We start from the raw sequence: 20,838 nt of genomic DNA on the forward strand, positions 1-20,838 counted from the left end.
GTGAGTACTTATCGGGCTGCCGTCGCGCCCCTCCCCCGGGCTATGGAGCTCGACGAGGACAAGGTCACCCCGGGCCTGCTCGGCTTCGTCGTCTTCGCCGTGCTGGCGCTCGCCGTGTGGCAGCTGCTGAAGAGCATGAACCGGCACATGAAGCGTGTCGACTTCGAGGAGCAGCAGGAGATCGAGGACGAACAGGCGCGCGCCGCCTCGTCCCCGGACGCGCGTAGGGACGGCTGAGGCGGCCGGCCCCTCAGGGCGCTGACCGGGCCGCGCGGGGGCGGCTGACCCGGCGGTTCGGTGGCGGCTGACGCCCGGGTTCCGGTGATCCCGCCGGTCCCGGGGTTCGGCCGGTTCCGGACGCCGCTGCGGGGCGCCCCGTTCCGATAGGCTCCGGCCTGTGACGGCCGAGCACGGAGCGGACCGGTCAGAGGTCGTGGCTGTCGCCCCCTCCGCCGGCGGCATCCCTGCCCTCGGCGTGCTCCTGGACGGACCGGCCGGGGAGGCCAGGACATGACCAGCAGGCCCGCCGAACCCGCGAACGACGAGGAGCTCGAAGAGCTCCTCGCCTTCCTGCGCGACGCGCGCGGGTTCGACTTCACCGGCTACAAGCGCTCGACGCTGGGCCGCCGGATCCGCAAGCGGATGGCAGACGCGGACGTGGGCTCGTACGCGGACTACCGGGACCGGCTGGAGGCCGACGCGTACGAGTTCGGCGCGCTGTTCAACACCATCCTGATCAACGTCACCTCCTTCTTCCGCGACCCGGACGCCTGGACGTTCCTGCGGCACGAGGTCGTGCCCGCCGTCATCGAGGACGCCGGGAGCGAGGAGATCCGGGTGTGGAGCGCCGGCTGCTCCACCGGCGAGGAGGCGTACTCGCTGGCGATCATGTTCGCCGAGGCGCTCGGCCTGGACGAGACGATCGCCCGGGTCAAGATCTACGGCACGGACGTCGACGAGCAGGAGCTGCGCGCGGCCCGCGCCGGGCACTACCCCGCCCGGTCCCTCGAACCGCTCGGGACGGAGCAGCGCGACAGGTACTTCGAGCAGAACGGCTCCCGCCACGGCTTCCGCTCGGACCTGCGCCGCCGGGTGATCTTCGGCCGGCACGACATCACGCGCGACGCCCCCATCTCCCGGCTGGACCTGCTGGTCTGCCGCAACACGCTGATGTACTTCAACATGGAGGCGCAGAGCCAGATCGTCGACCGCTTCCACTTCGCCCTGCGGCCCGCGGGCTATCTCTTCCTGGGCAAGGCGGAGATGCTCCTCAACGACACCGACCGGTTCGACGTGGTCAGCATGCGCCAGCGGGTCTTCCGCCGGCGGGCGAGCGACGCCGGGCCCCTGTACCCGCCGGCCGCGCCGAGGCCGCGCCCCGGTGCGGGCACCGAACTGCGCGGCGCGTCCCGGGCCCGGCAGCTGCGCGATCTGGTCCTGGACTCCACGCTCGGCGCCGTCATCGCCCTGGACGGCGAGGGGGCGGTGATGTTCATGAACAGCCATGCGCGGATCCAGTTCGGGCTCGTACCCAACGACATCGGCAAGCCCTTCGCGGACCTGGACCTCTCGCACCGGCCCGTCGAGCTGCTCCCGCTGGTCGAGCGGGCCGCCGGCGAGCGGCGCACCCTGCGGGTGAGCGGCGCGGAGCGGCGTACGGCGGGCGACATCCAGTACTTCGACGTCGTCGTCCAGCCGCTGGTGGGCGGCAGCGGGCCGGTGCTGGGCACCACCGTCACGTTCACCGACGTCACCACCCCGACGACGCTGAAGGCGGAGATAAAGCGGATCCGGGAGGAGCTGGAGACCGCCTACGAGGAGCTGCAGTCGACGAACGAGGAGCTGGAGACCACCAACGAGGAGCTCCAGTCCAGCATCGAGGAGCTGGAGACGACCAACGAGGAGCTCCAGTCGACGAACGAGGAGCTGGAGACCACCAACGAGGAGCTCCAGTCCGGCAACGAAGAGCTCGAGACCATGAACGAGGAGATGCGCACCCGCACCGAGGAGCTGGACGAGGCACGCGCGTTCCTGGAGGGTGTGGTCGGATCCGTGGCGGCGGGTGTCGTCGTCCTCGACGCCCATATGCGGGTCAAGAGCTGGAACCGGGGCGCGGCCGAACTGTGGGGGCTGCGGGCCGACGAGGTGATCGACGAACGCTTCTTCGGGCTGGACTTCGGGCTGCCCGCGGAACAGCTCCGCGCCGTCATCAAGGAGTGCCTCGACACCGGCAAGCGGGCGGGGCCCGTCGACACCCCCGCGGTGAACCGGATCGGCCGCCGCATCAACTGCGAGGTGGTCTGCTCGCCGTTCGACGGGCACAACGGCGGCGTCGTCCTGCTGATGGAAGAGGGCCGTACGGCCCAAGTGCGCTGAGCGGCCCGCGCGTACGCTGACCCCCATGAACCCGGCCGAGGACAGCGCCGCCACCGCGCCGGCTGTCCGACGGCGCGCGCGGGCGGCCCGCGAGCGTGCGGCCCGGGCACAGGCGAACGCGCTGGCACACGAGCGGCTCGGCGCGGGTGCGGGGGACGACTTCCACGGCCGGATGGCGGCGTTACACCGCCAGGTCGCGGCCTGTCATCTGGCGGCGGCGCAGCTGCACGACGCCTTCGCGCGCCGGCTGGAGCCGCCGGGCAAGGGGGTGTCGCGGCCGCACTTCATGGCGGGGGTCGCGGAGGCGTGCGGTACGGGGAGCGCCGCGCTCACCCTGCTGGGGCCGGACCGGGCGCAGCTGGCCGTGGCGGCCTCCGACGAGACGGCCCGGTCCGCGCAGGACCTGGAGTTCGTCCTGGGGGAGGGGCCGGCGCGGGACGCCGCCCTGGGGCAGCAGGTACGGGCGGCCGGGGCCGTACTGGCCGAGCGGTGGCCGCGCTACGGGGCCGCGGTGGAGGAGCTGGGGCTCCACTCGGTCGTCGCGGTGCCGCTGTCGGCGCAGGACGGGTGCATAGGAGCGCTCACCGTCTTCGACCCGTCGCCGGGGCTGCTGCTCGGGCTCGGCTCCACGGGGCTGTCCCGGATAGCGGACGCGCTGGTGAAGGACGTGCTGATGGGGCCGGACGCCGACCCCGGCCTGTACGGCGACACCGACTTCCGGCCCGAGGTGCACCAGGCGGCGGGGATGCTCGCCGAGCGGACGGGCTGCGACGTGGGCGACGCGCTCGCGCTGATGAGGGCCCGGGCCTTCCGGGACGGTACGACGATCGAGAGCGTGGCCGTGCGCATCCACGCCGGTGAACTGGAGCTGGGCTGAGCAGATGGCGGAGGTGGGGATGACGGAGCACCGGTTGGCTGCGACGTTCGTGGAACTGGCTGCTGTTCCCGACGACGTGACGCAGACTCCCCGGTTCCTGGACCGGTTCGCGACGCTGACCGCACAACTGCTGGGGGTGCGCGCGGCGGTGGCCGTACTGGCCGAGCGGCGCGGCGAGCAGGCGGTGGCCGGATCCGGCACGCCCGGGCTGGCCGAGCTGGAGCTGGAGGCAGGGGTACGGGGGGAGGGGCCGGGGCTGCTGTGCATGCGGCGCGGGCGGGAGGTGCCCGAGGTGGGGCTCGCGGGCGCGGTGGCCCGTCAGCGCTGGCCCTACTACGCGCCACGGGCCGCGCAGCAGTTCGGCTGTCTGCGGGCCGGTGCGCTGCCGCTGCGCCACGGCGACGAGACCCTGGGCGCGCTGGTGCTGTTCTTCGGCAGCGAGCCGTCCCTGGACCCGGCGGCCCTCGGGATCGCCGGCTCCCTCGCCGAGGCCGCGGCCATCTCGCTGGCCCGCGGGCGCGAGCTGGCCGCCACCCGCACGCTCGCCACACAGCTGCAGCAGGCGCTGAGCAGCCGGGTGGTGATCGAGCAGGCGAAGGGCGTGCTGGCCGCACGCCTGTCGATCACCGTGGACGAGTCCTTCCAGCTGCTCCGCGGCCACGCGCGCTCGGCCCGGCGCCCCCTCGCGGACGTGGCCCACGAGGTGGTCGCCGGGGCGCTGCGCATCGAGCTGCCGGGCCCCCGGAGGGGGCGCCGGGACTAGGCACGCTCCCGGTGGGGCGCTCCCGAACGTGCCGCCGGCCGTCACGCCCGTACCGCTGAGCCCATCACCTCCCGGGAGCGGCGGCTCGGGACCATGCCCAGCCGCCAGGCCTGCCAGCCCGTCTCCGGCTCGACGCCCCGCTCCAGCAGCAGGGCGTACGTGTCGGCGTAGTCCTCCAGCGCCGGATCGCCCACCTGGCGGCCCGACCGGAACTCGGCCCGCAGCTCGGAGAGTTCCTGCTGGGCCACCGCGCTGCCGACCTCGGAGCCGCCGGGGGAGGCGAGCGGCAGCAGCGTGCAGCGCAGGAACCGCCCCCACGCGCCTCCGCGCCGGTCCGCGTACCCGTCGAACAGCGCTATCGCGTCGTCGACCAGGGCCAGCGCCTGCGGGGTACGCCCGTTGCCGGCGTCGACCACCGCCAGCTCCAGACACGTCCACGCCTCGCCGTGCGGCACGCCGATGCGGTGGAAGTCCTTACGGGCGTCGTCCAGCAGCTGCCGGGCGAAACCGGAGTTGCGCAGCGAACCGGTCTGCTCCGCCCGCATGTCCCGCGTCACCCGCGCCGAATGGTGCCGGGCGCACGCCAGGCCGTACACGTCGCGCATCCGGCTGAACATCGTCCGCGCCCGCTCCAGCGCCCGCACCGCGCCGTCGTAGTCGTCGCGCTCCTCCCGGGCCTGGCCCAGGTAGTACAGCGTCCACGCCTCACCGCGGGCGTCCTCGTTCTCCCGGTGCCGGGCCAGGGCGGCGCGCAGCCCCTCGACGGCCGCCGCGGCGTCGCCGCCGACCAGCCGGGCACGGGCCAGCTGCGTGTGCGCCCAGGCCTCGCCCCGCTGGTCGCGGGTGCGCCGGTAGCCCTCCAGGGCCTCCCTCAACTCCTCCTCCGCGCCCGGGACGTCGCCCATCCGCAGCCGCACCTGGCCGAGCTGGAAGTGCGCCCACGCCTCGCCGTGCACGCTCTCGCTCTCCCGGTGCAGCTCCAGCGACTCGGCGAGCAGCCGCAGCGCCTCCGGCAGATCCGCCCGGTCCCGTTCGACGGCGGCCAGCGCGTGCAGCGTCCAGGCCCGGTCGCCGCGCAGCTCCGCCGACTGCTGCATCTCAAGCGCCTCGCGCAGCCGGGCCCGCGCCTCCGGCAGACTGCCCTGCTGCTGCAGGGTGATGCCCAGATCGCGCAGTGCCCGCGCCGCCCCCGCCTCGTGCTGCGCCTCGCGGTAGAGGTCGACCACCGAGGACAGCGTGGTGCGGGACTTGTCCAGCTCGCCCAGCTGCCGGGCCGCCACACCCGTGCGCCACTGCACGGACCGCGCCAGCAGGCCCCGGTCGGCCGCCTTGGTGAGTTCGTTGAGCTCACCGAGGCGGTACAGGTCGCCCCGCAGCAGGCAGTAGTCGGCCAGCGCGCCCAGTAGATGCAGCACCGCGCCCTGGTCCGCGTCCGCCGGGCCCTCCGTGTCCCGCAGCGCGGCCGTGATGAAGCTGGTCTCGTCGTCCAGCCAGCGCAGCGCCGCGTCCAGCGACACGAACCCGTGGTGCCCGAACTGGTCGGCCCGGGTGGAGGTCTTGCCGTCGACCAGCCGGATCACCGAGTCGGCCAGCTCCGCGTAGCTGCGGATCAGCCGGTCGCGCGCCGCGGCCCGCTCGGCCGGGTCCTCCTCGTCCCGCAGCCGCTCCCGGGCGAAGCGGCGCACCGTGTCGTGCAGCCGGTACCGCGAGCCGCGCACGTGCTCGATCAGCCCCGCCTGCGCCAGCGTGGTGAGCTGCCGGCCCGCCTCCTCCTCCGTGGTGCCCAGCAGGGCCGCGCCCGCCGCCGCGCCCAGGCTCGCCCGGCCGGCCAGCGACAGCCGGCGCAGCAGCCGCCGGATGCTCTCGGACTGGTCGGCGTAGCGCAGCCACAGCGCCCGCTCCACCGGGTCCACCGGCCCGTACGCGTCCAGATCGGCCGCCAGTTCCGCCATGGAGCGCGGCCCCAGCGAGGAGCCCGCTATACGCAGCGCCAGCGGCAGCGAGCCGCACAGCCGGATCACGTCGTCGCAGGACTGCGCGTCGTACGGGCCGTCGTCCCGCTCCTGCGCCGCCTCGCGCAGCAGCTCCTCCGCGCCGGAGGGCTCCAGCGGGCCCACGGCCAGCTGGTGCACCCAGGCGTCCAGATCGCCGGACAGCTCCAGGGGCTCGCGCGCGACCACCAGGACGAGCGACTCGGACCGGTCCGGGATCAGTGTGCGGACCTGGCCGGCGTCCGTCGCGTCGTCCAGCACGACCACCACCGGGACGTCCGTCAGGTGCTGGTGGTACAGCTCGGCGAGCCGGCGCAGATGGGCGTCCGGCGCGGGCCGCTCCCGGAACAGCAGCTGCTCGCGGGGCGCACCCAGCCGGTTCAGCAGATGCAGCAGCGCGTCCCGGGTCGGCAGCGGCACCTCGCCCGGCGACTGCCCGCGCAGATCCACCACGCAGGCGCCGCGGAACTGGTCGCGCAGATGCCGCGCCGCCCGCAGGGCGAGCGTCGTGCGCCCGGCGCCCGGCGGACCGTGCAGCACCACCACGGTCGGTTTGGTGTCCGTGGACGCCCGGCCGTGGTGCACCCACTGGGCGATCCGGGCCAGCTCCGCGCGCCGGTCCGCGAACGGGCCCTTGCCGCCGGGCAGCTGCTTCCACGACTGCTCCAGCACCGCGCGCCGCTTCGCGGCCTGGCTGCGGTCGCCGCCGCGCAGCTGCGGCTCGCGGTCGCCGCCTGCCGCCTTGGGCGTCTGTGCGGGGATGCCCTGGCCGCCCTGGGCGCCGCGGCTGCTGGCGGCGAGCATGCGCTGCTGGTCGAAGTACGGGCGGACGCCGCGCAGTTCGAGGGCCGTCAGCCACTGCAGCCGCAGCTGCTCGGGGCCGCCGGGCTGACCGCTGGCGCCGGAGATGCTGTGCGATGACCACCAGTGCACCGTCCAGCGCTGCAGCAGTAACGCCACCAGGCCCGCCAGGGCGGCGGCGGCACCCGTCCACAGGGCGCCGCGTGACCCCAGTCCCTCGTCCGCGGACACCACGAGGGCGACCCCGGCCGTCGCCACGACGGCCGTCAGGGACGGGCCGAGCGCCTCGCCGGTGAACCGCTCGCCGAGCGTCTTGCGGCCGGCCCTCGCCTCCTCCAGGGCCTGGACGTAGGTGCGGTACTCCTCCGTCGCGCTGCGTGCTATCTCGTCCAGCGCGGCGCGGGCGCGGCTCAGCAGCACCACGCCGTCGGTCCGGCCGCCGGTGCGGCGCACCTCCTCGTCCACGGCGCGCGCGAGCAGCTGCTCCGCCTCCGCCCGGTGCGGTGGGTCGAGATGGTCCGGTCGTGTGTTCGTGCCGCCCGTGCTTCCCGGCATGCGCATTCCCCCTCGGCGCGGTTCCTTGCCTTCCGGCACCAAGTCTTCCGCCTGGCAGCGGCGTTATGCATCCCCCTGTGGACAACTCCGCTTTCGGGGGTGTTTGCGCCAGGGGGCCGCGTGGGACGCCCCAGGCGTTCAGAGCTGTGGCCAGAAGCGCGAAAAACCCCCGCCCCGGGCGAGTGCGCGCCCGGGACGGGGGTCCGGATGGGGGCGGGGGTGCGGCGTCGTCGGCGCACCCCCGCTCGTCGGGGGAGAAGGGGAGAAGGGGTCAGCCGAGGCGCTGGACCAGCGACCGGTACTCGTCCCACAGCTCCTTCGGGGTGTGGTCGCCGAAGGTGTTGAGGTGCTCGGGGATCAGGGCCGCCTCCTCGCGCCAGACCTCGGGGTCGACGGAGAGGAGGAAGTCGAGGTCCGACTCGGAGAGCTCCAGACCCTCGGTGTTGAGCGCGTCCTTCGCCGGCAGCACGCCGATCGGCGTCTCGACGCCCTCCGCCGTACCGTTCAGCCGGCCGACGATCCACTCCAGGACGCGGCTGTTCTCACCGAAGCCCGGCCAGACGAACGCGCCCTTGTCGTTCTTGCGGAACCAGTTGACGTAGTAGATCTTCGGCAGCTTCGCGGCGTCGGCCGACGCGCCCACCTTGATCCAGTGGGCCATGTAGTCGCCCATGTTGTAGCCGCAGAACGGCAGCATCGCGAACGGGTCGCGGCGCAGCTCGCCGACCTTGCCCTCGGCGGCGGCGGTCTTCTCGGAGGCGACGTTCGCGCCCATGAAGACACCGTGCTGCCAGGAGAAGGACTCCGTCACCAGCGGTACGGCCGTGGCGCGGCGGCCGCCGAACAGGATCGCCGAGATCGGCACACCCTTCGGGTCCTCCCACTCCGGCGCGATGGTCGGGCACTGCGCGGCCGGCACGGCGAACCGGGCGTTCGGGTGCGCGGCGGGCGTCCCGGACGCGGGCGTCCAGTCGTTGCCCTTCCAGTCCGTGAGGTGGGCCGGGGTCTCCTCCGTCATGCCCTCCCACCACACGTCGCCGTCGTCGGTGAGGGCGACGTTCGTGAAGACCGTGTTGCCCCACAGCGTCTTCATCGCGTTGGCGTTGGTGTGCTCGCCGGTGCCGGGCGCGACGCCGAAGAAGCCGGCCTCGGGGTTGATGGCGTACAGCCGGCCGTCCTCGCCGAAGCGCATCCAGGCGATGTCGTCACCGATGGTCTCGACGGTCCAGCCCGGGATCGTCGGCTCCAGCATGGCGAGGTTGGTCTTGCCGCAGGCGGACGGGAACGCGGCGGCCACGTACTTGGCTTCGCCCTGCGGCGGGGTCAGTTTCAGGATGAGCATGTGCTCGGCCAGCCAGCCCTCGTCGCGGGCCATGACGGAGGCGATGCGCAGCGCGTAGCACTTCTTGCCCAGCAGCGCGTTGCCGCCGTAGCCCGAACCGAACGACCAGATCTCGCGGGTCTCCGGGAAGTGGGAGATGTACTTGGTCTCGTTGCACGGCCAGGCGACGTCCTCCTGGCCCTCGGCCAGCGGCGCGCCCACGGAGTGCACGGCCTTCACGAAGAAGCCCTCGTCGCCCAGCTCGTCCAGGACCGCCTGCCCCATCCGGGTCATGATCCGCATGGAGGCCGCCACGTACGCGGAGTCGGTGATCTCGACGCCGATCGCGGACAGCGGGGAGCCGAGCGGGCCCATGCAGAAGGGCACGACGTACATGGTGCGGCCGCGCATCGAGCCGCGGAAGACGCCCTTCTCGCCGGCGAAGATCTCCCGCATCCCGGCCGGGTCCATCCAGTTGTTGGTCGGACCGGCGTCCTTCTCCTGCTCGGAGCAGATGTACGTGCGGCTCTCGACACGCGCGACGTCCGAGGGGTCGGAGGCGGCGTAGTACGAGCCGGGGCGCTTGACCGGGTCGAGCTTCCGGAACGTTCCCTTCGCCACGAGCTCCTCGGCGAGGCGCTCGTACTCGGCCTCGGACCCGTCGCACCACACGATCCGGTCCGGCTGCGTGAGCTCGGCGATCTCCTGCACCCAGGAGATCAGTCCTTCGTGCTTGGTGGGGGCGTCGTGTGTGAGGGAGGTGGGGGACGTGAGGGGCGTCATGACTCCGCGATGCTCCAAGTTGAGGTGATGGGCGGTACGGGCTGTTCGTCGGTGTGCGTACAGGTGTAACCGCTTTTCAAGTCCGCCGCCCCTTGGGGGCCACGACCCGGGCGCCGCTCATATGTCGCTCATATGAGCCCGCTCGGTGCCGATGGTGCGCTCATTTGATGATGGTCTAGCTCAGACGAACTGTCCAGCCCGCGTCACGTGAGGAGCGCCACGTCTGCGCGCGTTCGCGCGCGTTTGCGGGGGGCGGGGGTGGTGTGGGGGTGCGGTGTCGTGCGAGGCTTCGCCTGCGGTTTCGTCTCTGCGCGGTCCTGGTGCGGGTCCTTGGGCGGTCACGGCGCGGTCTCCGCGCGGTGGTTGTGTGGGGAGGGGCACTCCGACGGACTGATCCGTAACTTACGGTTCCGTAGGTAGAGTGCTGGTGTGAGCGCCGTCCCCGAAGCCCCCAGTGTCCCCGCCGCGCCGTCCGCGCAGGTCAAGCCGAAGCTGCGCGGCTGGCTGCACGCGGCGATGTTTCCCGCGGCCCTCTTCTCCGGCGTACTGCTGACCGCTCTCGCGGAGAGTCCCCGGGGGCGGGTCGCCTGCGCCGTCTACACGCTGACCGCGTGCCTGCTCTTCGGCGTGAGCGCGCTCTACCACCGCGGCAACTGGACGCCGCGGGTCAACGGGGTGCTGCGGCGGCTCGATCACGCGAACATCTTCCTGATCATCGCCGGTACGTATACGCCGTTCACGATCCTGCTGCTCGACGGCGGGCGGCGGGACGCGCTGCTGTGGTTCATCTGGGCGGCCGCGCTTGCGGGGATCGCGTTCCGGGTGTTCTGGGTGGGGGCGCCTCGGTGGCTCTACACGCCGTGCTACATCGCGATGGGGTGGGCGGCGGTGTTCTTCCTGCCCGACTTCATGCGGGCGGGGGGGATCGCGGTGCTTGTGCTTGTTGTGGTCGGGGGGTTGCTCTACAGCGCGGGTGCGGTCATCTACGGGGTTAAGCGGCCTAATCCCTGGCCTCGGTGGTTCGGGTTCCACGAGGTGTTCCACAGTTTTACGCTGGCGGCGTTCGTGGTCCATTACGTCGGGATCTCGCTGGTCGCGTACCAGCACGCGTAGCCGCGTTTCGCGGGCTCTTTCGCCGGTCGCCTTCCGCTGCGGGGGCTTCGCCCCCGGGCCCCCTTTGCGGGCTGCGCCCGCTTTTCGCGCCTGGACGGCGCTCGGCCTCAAACGCCGGCCGGGCTGGGTTTGGGTCCCTCGCCCTGACGCCTGGCGGCGGGCGCCTCGCCCTCAAGCGCCGGGCCGGCTTGATCGGGTGGTCCCGTTCCGCTGCCGGGGCTGCGCCCCGGACCCCGTCGGCGCTGCGCGCCTCGCCCTCAAGCGCCGGGCGGGCTTGGTCGGGTGGTCCCGTGCCGCTGCCGGGGCTGCGCCCCGGACCCCGTCGGCGCTTCGCGCCTCGCCCTCAAACGCCGGGCGGGCTTGATCGGGTGGTCCCGTGCCTCATGTGCTCCCGCACCGCCCTGCCCTGCCCTGCCCCCAGCACGTCAGCACGTCCTTGGCGCCCTTGTGTTCCCGGCTCCCCCGCCTTTCGGCCCCTCCCCCGCGGGAGCGGTCGGGGGGTTTCCGTCGTCGGTGAGAGTCGCTAGGATTTGGGAGTCACCTTCAAAAGCTACTGGCTCCCGGAGGGAGTGGGTATGGTCGTCACCCAGAGTTCGCCGCAGGTCAGGCGGTGGTGGGCGCTCGGGGCGTTGGTTGCCGGGGTGCTTGTCATTGGGTTTGATCTGACGATTCTCAATGTCGCGTTGCCCACCATGGCCCGCGAGATCGGGGCCGACACCGGCGAGCTGCAATGGATCGTCGACTCGTACGCCGTCGTCTTCGCCGCCTGCATGCTGCCCGCCGGGCTGCTCGGGGACCGGTACGGGCGGCGGCGGATGCTCGCGGTGGGGCTCGTCGTGTTCCTCGGTGGGAGCGTGGTCGGGGTCTTCGCCGAGGGGCCGGGGGCCGTGATCGCCGCTCGGGCCGTGATGGGGCTCGGCGGGGCGTTCATCATGCCGTTGGCGCTGTCCGTCATCCCGGGGATGTTCGACGGGGAGGAGCGGACCAAGGCCGTGGGGGCCGTGACCGCCGCCATGGCGGTCGGGATGCCGCTCGGGCCGCTCGTCGGCGGGTGGCTGCTCGACAACTTCTGGTGGGGCTCGGTCTTCGTCCTCAACGTTCCGCTGGTCGCCGTCGCGCTCGTCGCCTGCCTCGTGCTGCTGCCGGAGACCCGGGATCCCGCCGCTCCCCGCGTCGATCCGCTGTCCGCGCTGCTCACCGTCGTGGGGCTCGGCGCACTCGTCTTCGGCGTGATCGAGGCGCCGGCGGAGGGCTGGGGGGACCCGCTGATCGTGGGTGCCATGGCGGCCGGCGTGGCGCTGATCGGCGTGCTCGTGCTGCGCGAGCGGCGCGTCGAGCGGCCGATGCTCGATCTGGCGCTGCTGGGCAACCGGCAGTTCCGCTGGAACGCCATCGTGGCCGTCCTCGCCACGTTCGTGATGATGGGCCTGATGTTCGTACTGCCGCAGTATCTGCAGGCAGTGCTCGGGAACGACGCCTTCGGCACCGGGCTGCGCCTGATGCCCCTGATGGGCGGGCTGCTGGTGGCCGCGCGGGCGTCGGCGCCGCTGATGAAGCTCGTGGGGCAGCGCGTGGTCGTCGGCGGCGGGATGGCCGTGTTCGCGTTCGCGCTGATCCTCGGCAGCGGTACCCAGGCCGGCGACGGCTACGGAACCACCGCCCTGTGGCTGAGCATCACCGGCTTCGGGCTCGGCTTCGCCATGGTGCCGACCATGGACGCGGCGCTGGGCGCGCTGCCCAAGGACCGCGCCGGCAGCGGCACCGGACTGCTCACCACACTGCGGCAGGTCGGCGGGGCGATCGGGGTGGCGCTGCTGGGCTCCCTGCTGAACAGCGTCTACACCGACCGGCTGGACACCGGCCGGCTGCCCGAGGGCGTCGCCGACGTCGCCCGGGACTCCGTCGTCGCCGCGCACGCGGTCGCCGACCGGCTGGGCAACGCCGCCCTGGCCTCCTCCGCGGACTCCGCGTACGTGCACGGTATGGCGCTCGTCCTGCTGGTGTGCGGGGTCGCCGCCGCCGTCACGGCGCTCGCTGCCGCGAGCGTGCTGCCGGGGGTGGCGGCGGAGGAGGGCGCGGAGGGGACCCGTAAAGCCGAGGACGCCGGCGGGACCCGTAAAGCCGAGGACGCCGGCGACACCCGGCACGCCCGCGGACCCCGGAAGGCCGACGTCGCCCGGCCCGCCGATCATGCCCGAGAATGAGCTCCATGGCAGCTTCCCTCCCCGCCTCCCACGCCCACCTGGGCCTGCGTGAACGCAAGAAGATCCGTACCCGGCAGGCGATCCGGGCCGCCGCGTACCGGCTGATGGGCGAGCAGGGCTACGACGCCACCACCGTCGAGCAGATCGCCGAGGCGGCCGAGGTCTCCCCGTCCACGGTCTTCCGCTACTTCCCGACCAAGGAAGACATCGTCCTGTCCGACGAGTACGACCCGATGCTCGTCGAGGCCATCCGCTCCCGCCCGGCGGACGAGCCGCCGCTCACGGCGCTGCGGCGGGGCGTACTGGAGTCGCTGGGGGCGCTGCGCGAGGAGGTCGACGACGAACTCGCCGCCCGGCTCGGCCTCATCCGCTCCGTCCCCGCCCTGCGCGCCCGGCTCCACGAGAGCATGGGCGAGTCGGCCGTGGTGCTCTGCGGAGCCCTCGGCGAACGTACCGGCCGCCCGGCGGACGACTTCGAACTGCGGGTCGTGGCCGGCGCGGTGCTGGGCGCGCTCACGCAGGCACTGCTCGACTGGATCGAGGATGAGGGCGCGGGCGATCTCGTCGAGACCGTCGACCGGGCGCTGCTGGTGCTGGAGCGCGGCCTGGTGCTCTGATGGGGCGCATGATCCGTACGACACCCGCACAGCGCGCCCCGATGCTCGCCGCCTTCCCCGAACTGCACGCGCACGGCCGCACCGCCGTCCGCCTCCACCCGCGGCCCGGCTCGCCGACCGCACGCGAGAGCTCGGTGGGCGGACCCCTGCTGTGGCCCGCCGGGGAGCCGTGGCCGGTGTGCGAAGAGGCGCATCCGGCGGACGACGGCCACGACCACGACGGGGACTGCGACTGCGGGCAGTACGAGATGATCCGCCAGGCGATCGCCTCGGTCGGCGCGGCGCACACCCTGCGGCCCCGGTACGAACGCCCCGCGCGGCCCGTGCCGATGGTGCCCGTCCTGCAGCTGTTCCGCGCGGACGCGCCCGGCGCGCCCTTCCCGTCGGAGGACGTCGACCTGCTGCAGATCCTCTGGTGCCCCGAGCGGCACGAGGAGCTGAACGAGGGCCCCCGGCCCGTGGTGTTCTGGCGCCGCTCTGCCGACGTGGCGCCCGGGGACGGGCTCCCGGCGGAGCCCGGCAGCGGCCGCCACATACCCGTGCCCTGCGTGCTGCACCCCGAGGAGCTGACCGAGTTCCCCTGGCTGTCGCGCGGTTACGGCAGCGAACTCGGGCCCAGCCCCGTCGCGGCGGCGCTCGAACAGCGCGTGCAGGAGTGGAACGCCGGGCAGCCGCGCGGGTACGACTACCACGCGCTCGCGATATCCCCCGGCTGGAAGGCCGGCGGCTGGGACCTGCTGCACCCCGAGTGCGGCTGCGGGGCCACGATGGTCACCCTCTTCCAGACCTCGCAGTACGAGTACCTCGACGGCTGCTGGACCCCGCACGGCGAGCCGGACCTCCGCTGGGGCGACCCGCAGGACCGCGCCGACCAGCAGCCCACGGGCGTGACCATCGGCGACGAGCTCTGCCTCACCGTGCACATCTGCCCGGCGGACGCCGGCCATCCGGTCCGTACGACGGTGAACTGAGGGCTCACCGCAGCCGTCACGACAGCAGACGGCGCACCGCCCCCGTCACGACAGCTGCTCGGCCAGCACCTTCGGGTCCGACGTCGGCAGGGCGCACACGAAGCCCCGGCACACGTACGCCGCCGGGGCGCCGGCCAGCAGGGGGCGGTCGTCGAGGAGGGGGACCCCCTCGTCGACGTCCGGCGTGCCCAGCGCCACCACCGCGCCCGGTGCCGGCGCCAGCAGCGCCGCCCGGTGCAGGGCCGTCGTCGCCGGGTCGCCGGCCGGGCCCACCACCGCCACCTCGCGCGGGCCGTCCAGGGCCGCCTCCGCCACCGCCAGGCCCCAGCCGGTGAAGCGCGGCGCCCGCGGGCCCAGGGCGCCGACCACGCCGAGCGCCTGCTCCGCCGCCTCGCGGTGGGCGGCGCTGCCCGTGTACGCCGCGTACGACAGCAGCGCGCCCGCCGCCGCCGACCAGCCGGACGGCGTGGCGTTGTCCGTCGGGTCCTGCGGCCGCCGGATGAGCCGCTCCGCGTCGTCGGCCGTGTCGTACAGCGCGCCGTCCGGCGCCCGGAAGTGGTGCAGCACGGTGTCCAGCAGCAGCCCCGCGAACTCCAGCCACACGCCCTCGCCCGTCACCCCGGTCAGGGCGAGGAAGCCCTCCGCCACATCGGCGTAGTCCTCCAGTACGCCGGCGCTGCCGCCCGCCACCCCGTCGCGGGACGTGCGGCACAGCCGGCCGTCCTCCGCGCGCATGTGCACCCGTACCAGCAGGTCCGCCGCGTCGACCGCCGCCGCCACCAGGTCCGGCCGGTCGAAGTACGCGCCGGTCTCCGCGAGGGCGGCGATGGCGAGCCCGTTCCAGGCGGCCACCACCTTGTCGTCCCGGCCCGGCTCCGGGCGCCCGGCCCGCGCCTCGAACAGCCGCTGCCGCACCGAGGCCAGCCGGTCCGCGTCCGCGGGTTCGGTGTCGGGCAGTTGCAGGACGGACGCGCCCTCCTCGAAGGTGCCCTCCACCGTCACGCCGTAGTGCCGCATCGCCAGCTCGGCGTCCTCCAGGCCCAGCACCGTGCGCAGCTCGTCCGGTGTCCAGACGTAGAACGCCCCCTCGGCGTGCGTCCCGTCGACCCGGTCGCTGTCCGCGTCCAGCGCCGACGCGAAGCCGCCCTCGGGCGTGCGCAGCTCCCGCACCAGGAACTCCGCCGTCTCCAGCGCGACGCGACGCGCGAGCTCCGATCCGGTGGCCCGCCACAGATGGGCGTACACCCGGCAGAGCAGGGCGTTGTCGTACAGCATCTTCTCGAAGTGCGGGACCACCCACCCGGCGTCGACCGAGTAGCGGGCGAAGCCGCCGCCGAGCTGGTCGTAGATCCCGCCCCGCGCCATCGCCTCGCACGTCGCCAGCACCATCTGCAGCGCCGCCTGGGAACCCGTGCGCGCGTGATGCCGCAGCAGGAACTCCAGCACCATCGACGGCGGGAACTTCGGCGCCCCGCCGAACCCGCCCCGCACCGCGTCGAACTCCCGCGTCAGCCCCATCAGCGCCGTGTGCAGGTCCGCCTCCCCGGGCGGCGTCCCGGCGGGTGCGCCGAGCGCGCGGGCCGCCAGGTCCCGGGTGATGCGCGCGGCCACCTCGCCGACCTCGTCGCGCCGTCCCGCCCAGGCGTCGCGCACGCCCTGCAGCACCTGCCGGAAGGACGGCATCCCGTGCCGGGGGGCGGGCGGGAAGTAGGTGCCGAAGTAGAACGGCTCCCCGTCCGGCGTCATGAACACCGTCATCGGCCAGCCGCCCTGACCGGTGGCCGCCTGTACGGCCTCCATGTACACGGCGTCGACGTCGGGCCGCTCCTCGCGGTCGACCTTGACGCTGACGAAGCCGGCGTTCATCTCCTCGGCCGTGGCGGCGTCCTCGAAGGACTCGTGCGCCATCACGTGGCACCAGTGGCAGCTCGCATAGCCGACGCTCAGCAGCACCGGCACGTCCCGCCGCCGCGCCTCCTCGAACGCCTCGGCCGTCCAGGGCCACCAGTCGACGGGGTTGCCCGCGTGCTGGAGGAGGTACGGGGACGTCTCATGGGCCAGTCGGTTCGGCATGGGTCCATCCTGCCGCAGGACCCCCTCCGCCGGGCGTCAGGCGTCTACCAGACGGTGATCTCGAGTCTTCCCGTGCCCTGGACCGGCGCGGCGACGACGCGGAGGTAGGCGGTGCGGCCGTCACCGGTCGTCAGGCAGAAGCGGTCGCCCACCTTCACCTCCGACCAGTAGGTGCCGCTGCTGTTCACCGCCTCGGCGCACTCCGCGGCCGTCGGCGCGGCACCGGAGGCGGGCAGCGGAGCCAGGGTGGACGCGGACTCCGGCACGGTCAGGTCCGGGGTACCGGTCGACGCCCCGAAGATGACGTCCGCGCTCTTGATGGGGGAACCCGACACGACGGGTGCGGACCCGTCCAGGTCCAGATACGAGCCGGAGTTGGTCGTGTCGGCCTTCACGACGGCCGGCCCGAACTGCGCCTGAGCCGCCTCGGCGCTCTTCGAGTCGGAGGGGGCCGGCTGCTTCGGGGCGCCCGCACCCGTCGTGGAGGGCTGCACCGACGTGGCGGACGTGTCGTCCTTCCCGTCGTCCCCGGACGAGTCCCCCTGGTTCACGAGGACCGAGACGAGGATGCCCAGCAGAGGGATGGCGATCCCGCCGACCCACCAGGCCCAGCGGGGCTGCTGGGGCCCCTGTGGCGGACCCGGCGGCGGACCCGCCGGTCCGTTGGGCAGCGCGCTCATGTTCTCCCCCACCCTTCCCTCTGTTGTCTGCGGGCACGATAGCAACGGCGGCCGCGCGCCAATCCCCTTCCCCTTCCAGGAGGTTGGCATTCACGCCTCATCCGGCGCAGACCCCCGCGTCGCGCGCCGCGCACGTGCCGAGGGTGCACCAGCGGCGGCGCCCCGCCGCGTTGAGGAACAGCCAGCCGCAGTCGGGGGACGGGCACTCCGTCACCGTGAAGCGCTGCGGATCGGCCAGCAGGTCGGCGGCGCTGCGCGCGACCGCCTGCAGCGGCAGCCGCAGCCCCGCGGAGGCGGGCAGCCGCCAGCGCCCCAGCCCGTCCTCGTCGAGGACGAACTCCGCCGCCCGCGCGGCGGCCCGGGCGGCCTGCGCGACCTGTTTGAAGGCCCGCTGGTCCGCCGGGTCGACGAGGCAGTCGTGGATGGCGGTGCGCAGCTCGCGGGCCTCGGCCAGCGCCTCGGCGGCCGCGCCGGGGTCCTGCTCGGCCAGCTTCAGCAGCCTGGTCACCAGCCAGTCCTCGACCAGGTCCAGCTGTCCGGCCCAGACGGCCAGCGCCCGGTAGTCCCGCAGCCACTCCGCGCCCGTACGCCGTACCCCGTCCCAGCCGGCCCACGTGTTGCAGAACTCCAGCGCCGGGTGCCCGCTGGTGTGCAGCGGCAGCCGTACGTCGCGCACGCGCACCGCGTACGCCGGCAGCGGCGGCTCGTCCAGCGACGGATCGGCGCGCAGCACCCGCTCGTACACGTCGCGCAGCGCCGGGCCGGGCTGCACGCCCAGCTCGGCGTCCAGGGCCAGCCGTGTGCTGCGGTACAGGCCGAGAGCCTCCGCCTGCCGGCCGGAGCGGTACAGCGCCGTCATCCGCGCCGCGACGAGCCGCTCCCGCAGCGGGTACTGCTCGACCAGCGGCCCCAGTTCGGCGGCCAGCGGGGCATCGGCGGAGCGGTCCGCGGGAAAGCCGTCGCGGCCGGTGCGCAGCCGGTCCTCGGCCCGCTGCTCCAGCGCCGCCAGCCGCAGCTCGGCCAGCCCGCCGCCGAGCCGGGCGCGCAGCTCGTCGTCCGCGAGCCCCTCGAGGAGCGGGCCGCGCCACAGGGCCAGCGCCTCCTCCGTACGGCGCAGCCGCTCGGCGGGATCGCGTAGCGCGGCCGCGGCGACGGCCCGCTCGGTGAACTCGGCGGCGTCCGTGCGGTATCCGCCCGGTTCGGCGGCGTACCCGTCGCTGCGGGTGGTGATCCGCACGCCGTACGGCTTGAGCGCCGCCCGCAGCCTGCCGACGTAGGTGTGCAGCGTGCCGCGGCTGCCGGCGCCGTCCCACAGCAGCTCGGCCAGCCACTCCGAGGGCACCGCGCGCCCCGCGTCCAGCAGCAGCACCGCCAGCAGCAGCCGCTCCTGGCGGCGCCGGCTCACCGGGACCTCACGGCCCCCTTGGACGGCCCCGAACGGGCCCAGCAGGCGGAACTCCAGCACCCTTGGCAGCGTACGCCGTGGTGAGCCGGTGGTCAGCGGGGAGGGCGAGGCTCGGGTCAGCAGGCACCACCATGCAAGCCGAAGGAGCCTTTTGACATGCGCCGTTACGCAGCAGCCACAGCCGCAGCGCTCTCCCTCACCGCCGCCCTCGCCGCCCCCGCGGCGGCCGACGGCGAAGGCGACGGGGAGTGGCGCCCCGTGACCTACAGCCCCATCGACTACGCCGCGGGCGTCCGCTGCGACTTCGCCTTCCGTATCGAGCAGCTCGTCGACGAGGTCATGGTCAAGACCGTCGACACCTACCCCGACGGCTCCCCGAAGACGGAGCTGTACAAGGGCACCCTGATCGCCCGCGTCATCAACACCGAGACCGGCGCCTTCTACGACGCCGACGCGAGCGGCCGGTCCGTTGTGGAGTACGCCGAGGACGGCTCGCAGGTCTGGCACGCCACCGGCCCCGTGCTGATCGGCTTCCAGGAGGGACAGGGCAATCTGCCGCGCGGCGAGTACGTCGTCGATGGCGTCTACACCGTCCAGTTCAGCCCCGCGGGCCAGCGCACGGTGACGTGGACGGGCGGGACGGAGAGCCTGATCGACGTGTGCGACCAGATCGACTGACCAGGCCCCGCGGCCCTGGGTCACTGGTACCCGCGGATCTCCTCGAAGGCATCGTCGAGCGGCCCCTTCGTCGCGTCGAAGAGCCGGCCGCCGGTCAGCTCGGCGATGCCCGACAGCTCCCCGCGGTCCGAGTCCCCGAAGAGGATGGGGAACACCGGAGTCGCCCGCTGCTCGCGCGGCAGCGCGGTGTAGTAGCGGCGGAAGTCCGAAGCCGTGTCGCCGGTGGTGTTCTCGCCGTCCGTCATCAGCACGATCGTGGTGAGGTACGGGGTGGCGCCGCCGGCCCGCGCGAGCTGCCCGTACGCGGCGCGCAGGCTGCTGAAGACCGCCGTCCCGCCCCTGGCGCGCAGCGCGTCGACGTCCGCCCGGATCGCGGCGAGCGCCGCGTCCTGCGCCCCGGGGCGCACGGTGTGCGTACGCGTGCTCTTCACCGCCGACCCGAACGGCATCAGCGTCACCTCCTCCCGGTCCCGGAACCTCCGCCCCGCCGGCGCGGACCCCGTGCCGGTCAGCTCCGTCAGCGCCTCCTTCAGATCGCGCAGCCGGGCGCCCGCCATCGACCCCGAGGTGTCCAGGACGTACACCGTGCGGGCGGGGCGGCGCAGCTTGTGCTCGTACGACGCCAGCAGCGCGTCGGAGACCGACAGGCTGCCCGGGTACGGCAGTTCGCGGCGCTTGCCGGGCGGCAGCGCGGCGGCGGGGTCGACGGACGCGGCGACCGGGCGGCGCAGGGTGCGCTCGGTGATCGCGCGCTGGGCGGGCTCGCTCAGCAGATACCGGGTGAGGGCGCGTACCGCGTCGCGCCGCTCGGGCGGGGCGGACGTCAGGGCGGCGAGGGGGTAGTCGGCGGTGACGACGCCGTCGCTCGGGCGGATCACGGTCAGGCCGGTGCCGCGGTCGCGGTTCAGGGACAGCAGCACCGACTCGTAGTTGACCAGCGCGTCGACCGTGCCCCGGTGCTGGTAGGCGTCCGCGAGCCAGCCGGAGGAGCCGGAGGTCAGCGACTGCCCGGCGAAGAACTCCGTCAGCCCGGGCGTCGCCCGCCGCACGTCCGCGTCGGTCAGCGCCGACTGGGCGCGGGAGAGGGCGGAGGCCACGGCGATCAGCGCGGAGTAGCCGGAGTTGGAGCGCAGCGGGTCCGTCATCCCGTACGTCAGCCTTCCCGCGGCGACGGCCTGCTGGATCCGCGCCCAGCTGACCTTCTCCGGGTCCTGCCAGCCGAGCCGCTCCACGGCCCGCGCGCTCACGCCGAACGCGACGGGCGAGACCATCACGGGTGTCTGCGACACCAGCCTGCGCCGGACGTCGGGCCGGAGCCGCAGCTGCCCGGCGGAGGCCAGCCAGACGGCGTCGTACCTGCCGTCGGCGCGGCCGGAGGCGAGGGTCTCCACGGCGTCGAGGGTGCCGCTGTAGGTGGCCTCGACGCGGATGCCGGTCGCGGCGCGGGCCTCGCGCAGGATCGGCTCCATGTCGGCGAGTTCGCTGGAGGCGAGGACGCGGACGGTGCCGCCGGGGGTGGTGCGGTCCTGGTCGCTGTCGCTCCCGTCGCCGCCCGTGCAGGCGGCCGCGGGGAGGAGGACCGCCGCGGCGAGGAGGGCGTGCAGGAGCCGTCGAAGAGTGGCGTTCACCG

15 protein-coding genes are annotated in these 20,838 nt (G+C 73.8%); 9 read left to right on the forward strand and 6 right to left on the reverse strand.

Annotated features, from left to right (window positions below):
• The first annotated feature begins 42 nt into the window (after window positions 1-42).
• From AB0M28_RS14895 to AB0M28_RS14910, 4 genes are all read left to right on the forward strand, one after another.
• The gene (locus AB0M28_RS14895) at window positions 43-237 is read left to right on the forward strand and encodes a hypothetical protein (protein WP_365403614.1); all 195 of its coding nucleotides are present in this window, start codon (window positions 43-45) and stop codon (window positions 235-237) included.
• Window positions 238-510: 273 nt separating this feature from the next.
• Window positions 511-2,376, forward strand: coding sequence for a CheR family methyltransferase (locus tag AB0M28_RS14900; RefSeq protein ID WP_365403448.1), 1,866 nt, complete (start codon window positions 511-513; stop codon window positions 2,374-2,376).
• Between the two features lie 25 nt (window positions 2,377-2,401).
• A complete protein-coding gene (locus tag AB0M28_RS14905; protein ID WP_365403451.1) occupies window positions 2,402-3,253 on the forward strand; it encodes a GAF and ANTAR domain-containing protein in 852 nt (283 codons plus the stop codon).
• 19 nt (window positions 3,254-3,272) lie between these two features.
• Window positions 3,273-4,016 (forward strand): GAF and ANTAR domain-containing protein, encoded by a 744-nt coding sequence (locus AB0M28_RS14910; RefSeq protein WP_365403454.1) that lies wholly within the window; start codon window positions 3,273-3,275, stop codon window positions 4,014-4,016.
• Window positions 4,017-4,057: 41 nt separating this feature from the next.
• Here the strand turns inward: AB0M28_RS14910 and AB0M28_RS14915 are convergent, their stop codons facing one another.
• Both AB0M28_RS14915 and AB0M28_RS14920 read right to left on the reverse strand, forming a co-directional pair.
• A complete protein-coding gene (locus AB0M28_RS14915; protein WP_365403457.1) occupies window positions 4,058-7,363 on the reverse strand; it encodes a tetratricopeptide repeat protein in 3,306 nt (1,101 codons plus the stop codon).
• Between the two features lie 271 nt (window positions 7,364-7,634).
• Window positions 7,635-9,467: a phosphoenolpyruvate carboxykinase (GTP) gene (locus tag AB0M28_RS14920; RefSeq protein ID WP_365403460.1), complete on the reverse strand. Its 1,833-nt coding sequence runs from the start codon at window positions 9,465-9,467 to the stop codon at window positions 7,635-7,637.
• A gap of 429 nt (window positions 9,468-9,896) precedes the next feature.
• Here AB0M28_RS14920 and AB0M28_RS14925 point away from each other — a divergent pair, with 429 nt between their 5' ends.
• The 4 genes from AB0M28_RS14925 to AB0M28_RS14940 all read left to right on the forward strand — a co-directional run bounded on the left by AB0M28_RS14925 (window position 9,897) and on the right by AB0M28_RS14940 (window position 14,372).
• Window positions 9,897-10,580, forward strand: coding sequence for a hemolysin III family protein (locus tag AB0M28_RS14925; protein ID WP_365403463.1), 684 nt, complete (start codon window positions 9,897-9,899; stop codon window positions 10,578-10,580).
• Window positions 10,581-11,155: 575 nt separating this feature from the next.
• Window positions 11,156-12,784 (forward strand): MFS transporter, encoded by a 1,629-nt coding sequence (locus AB0M28_RS14930; protein ID WP_365403466.1) that lies wholly within the window; start codon window positions 11,156-11,158, stop codon window positions 12,782-12,784.
• Window positions 12,785-12,789: 5 nt separating this feature from the next.
• Window positions 12,790-13,401 carry a TetR family transcriptional regulator gene (locus AB0M28_RS14935; RefSeq protein ID WP_365403468.1) on the forward strand — a complete coding sequence of 204 codons (612 nt, stop codon included), beginning with the start codon at window positions 12,790-12,792 and terminating at the stop codon, window positions 13,399-13,401.
• 8 nt (window positions 13,402-13,409) lie between these two features.
• A complete protein-coding gene (locus AB0M28_RS14940) occupies window positions 13,410-14,372 on the forward strand; it encodes a hypothetical protein (protein ID WP_365403471.1) in 963 nt (320 codons plus the stop codon).
• A 45-nt stretch (window positions 14,373-14,417) separates the two neighbouring features.
• Here AB0M28_RS14940 and AB0M28_RS14945 read toward each other — a convergent pair whose 3' ends face one another.
• From AB0M28_RS14945 to AB0M28_RS14955, 3 genes are all read right to left on the reverse strand, one after another.
• Window positions 14,418-16,445: a thioredoxin domain-containing protein gene (locus AB0M28_RS14945; RefSeq protein WP_365403474.1), complete on the reverse strand. Its 2,028-nt coding sequence runs from the start codon at window positions 16,443-16,445 to the stop codon at window positions 14,418-14,420.
• Between the two features lie 44 nt (window positions 16,446-16,489).
• The gene (locus AB0M28_RS14950) at window positions 16,490-17,125 is read right to left on the reverse strand and encodes a hypothetical protein (protein WP_365403477.1); all 636 of its coding nucleotides are present in this window, start codon (window positions 17,123-17,125) and stop codon (window positions 16,490-16,492) included.
• A 97-nt stretch (window positions 17,126-17,222) separates the two neighbouring features.
• Window positions 17,223-18,587 (reverse strand): BTAD domain-containing putative transcriptional regulator, encoded by a 1,365-nt coding sequence (locus AB0M28_RS14955; RefSeq protein ID WP_365403616.1) that lies wholly within the window; start codon window positions 18,585-18,587, stop codon window positions 17,223-17,225.
• 99 nt (window positions 18,588-18,686) lie between these two features.
• Here AB0M28_RS14955 and AB0M28_RS14960 point away from each other — a divergent pair, with 99 nt between their 5' ends.
• A complete protein-coding gene (locus AB0M28_RS14960; RefSeq protein WP_365403479.1) occupies window positions 18,687-19,208 on the forward strand; it encodes a hypothetical protein in 522 nt (173 codons plus the stop codon).
• A 20-nt stretch (window positions 19,209-19,228) separates the two neighbouring features.
• Here the strand turns inward: AB0M28_RS14960 and AB0M28_RS14965 are convergent, their stop codons facing one another.
• Window positions 19,229-20,836, reverse strand: coding sequence for a substrate-binding and VWA domain-containing protein (locus tag AB0M28_RS14965; RefSeq protein WP_365403482.1), 1,608 nt, complete (start codon window positions 20,834-20,836; stop codon window positions 19,229-19,231).
• Window positions 20,837-20,838 lie beyond the last annotated feature (2 nt).

This window comes from Streptomyces sp. NPDC051940, from assembly GCF_040680895.1.
Taxonomy (GTDB): Bacteria; Actinomycetota; Actinomycetes; order Streptomycetales; family Streptomycetaceae; genus Streptomyces.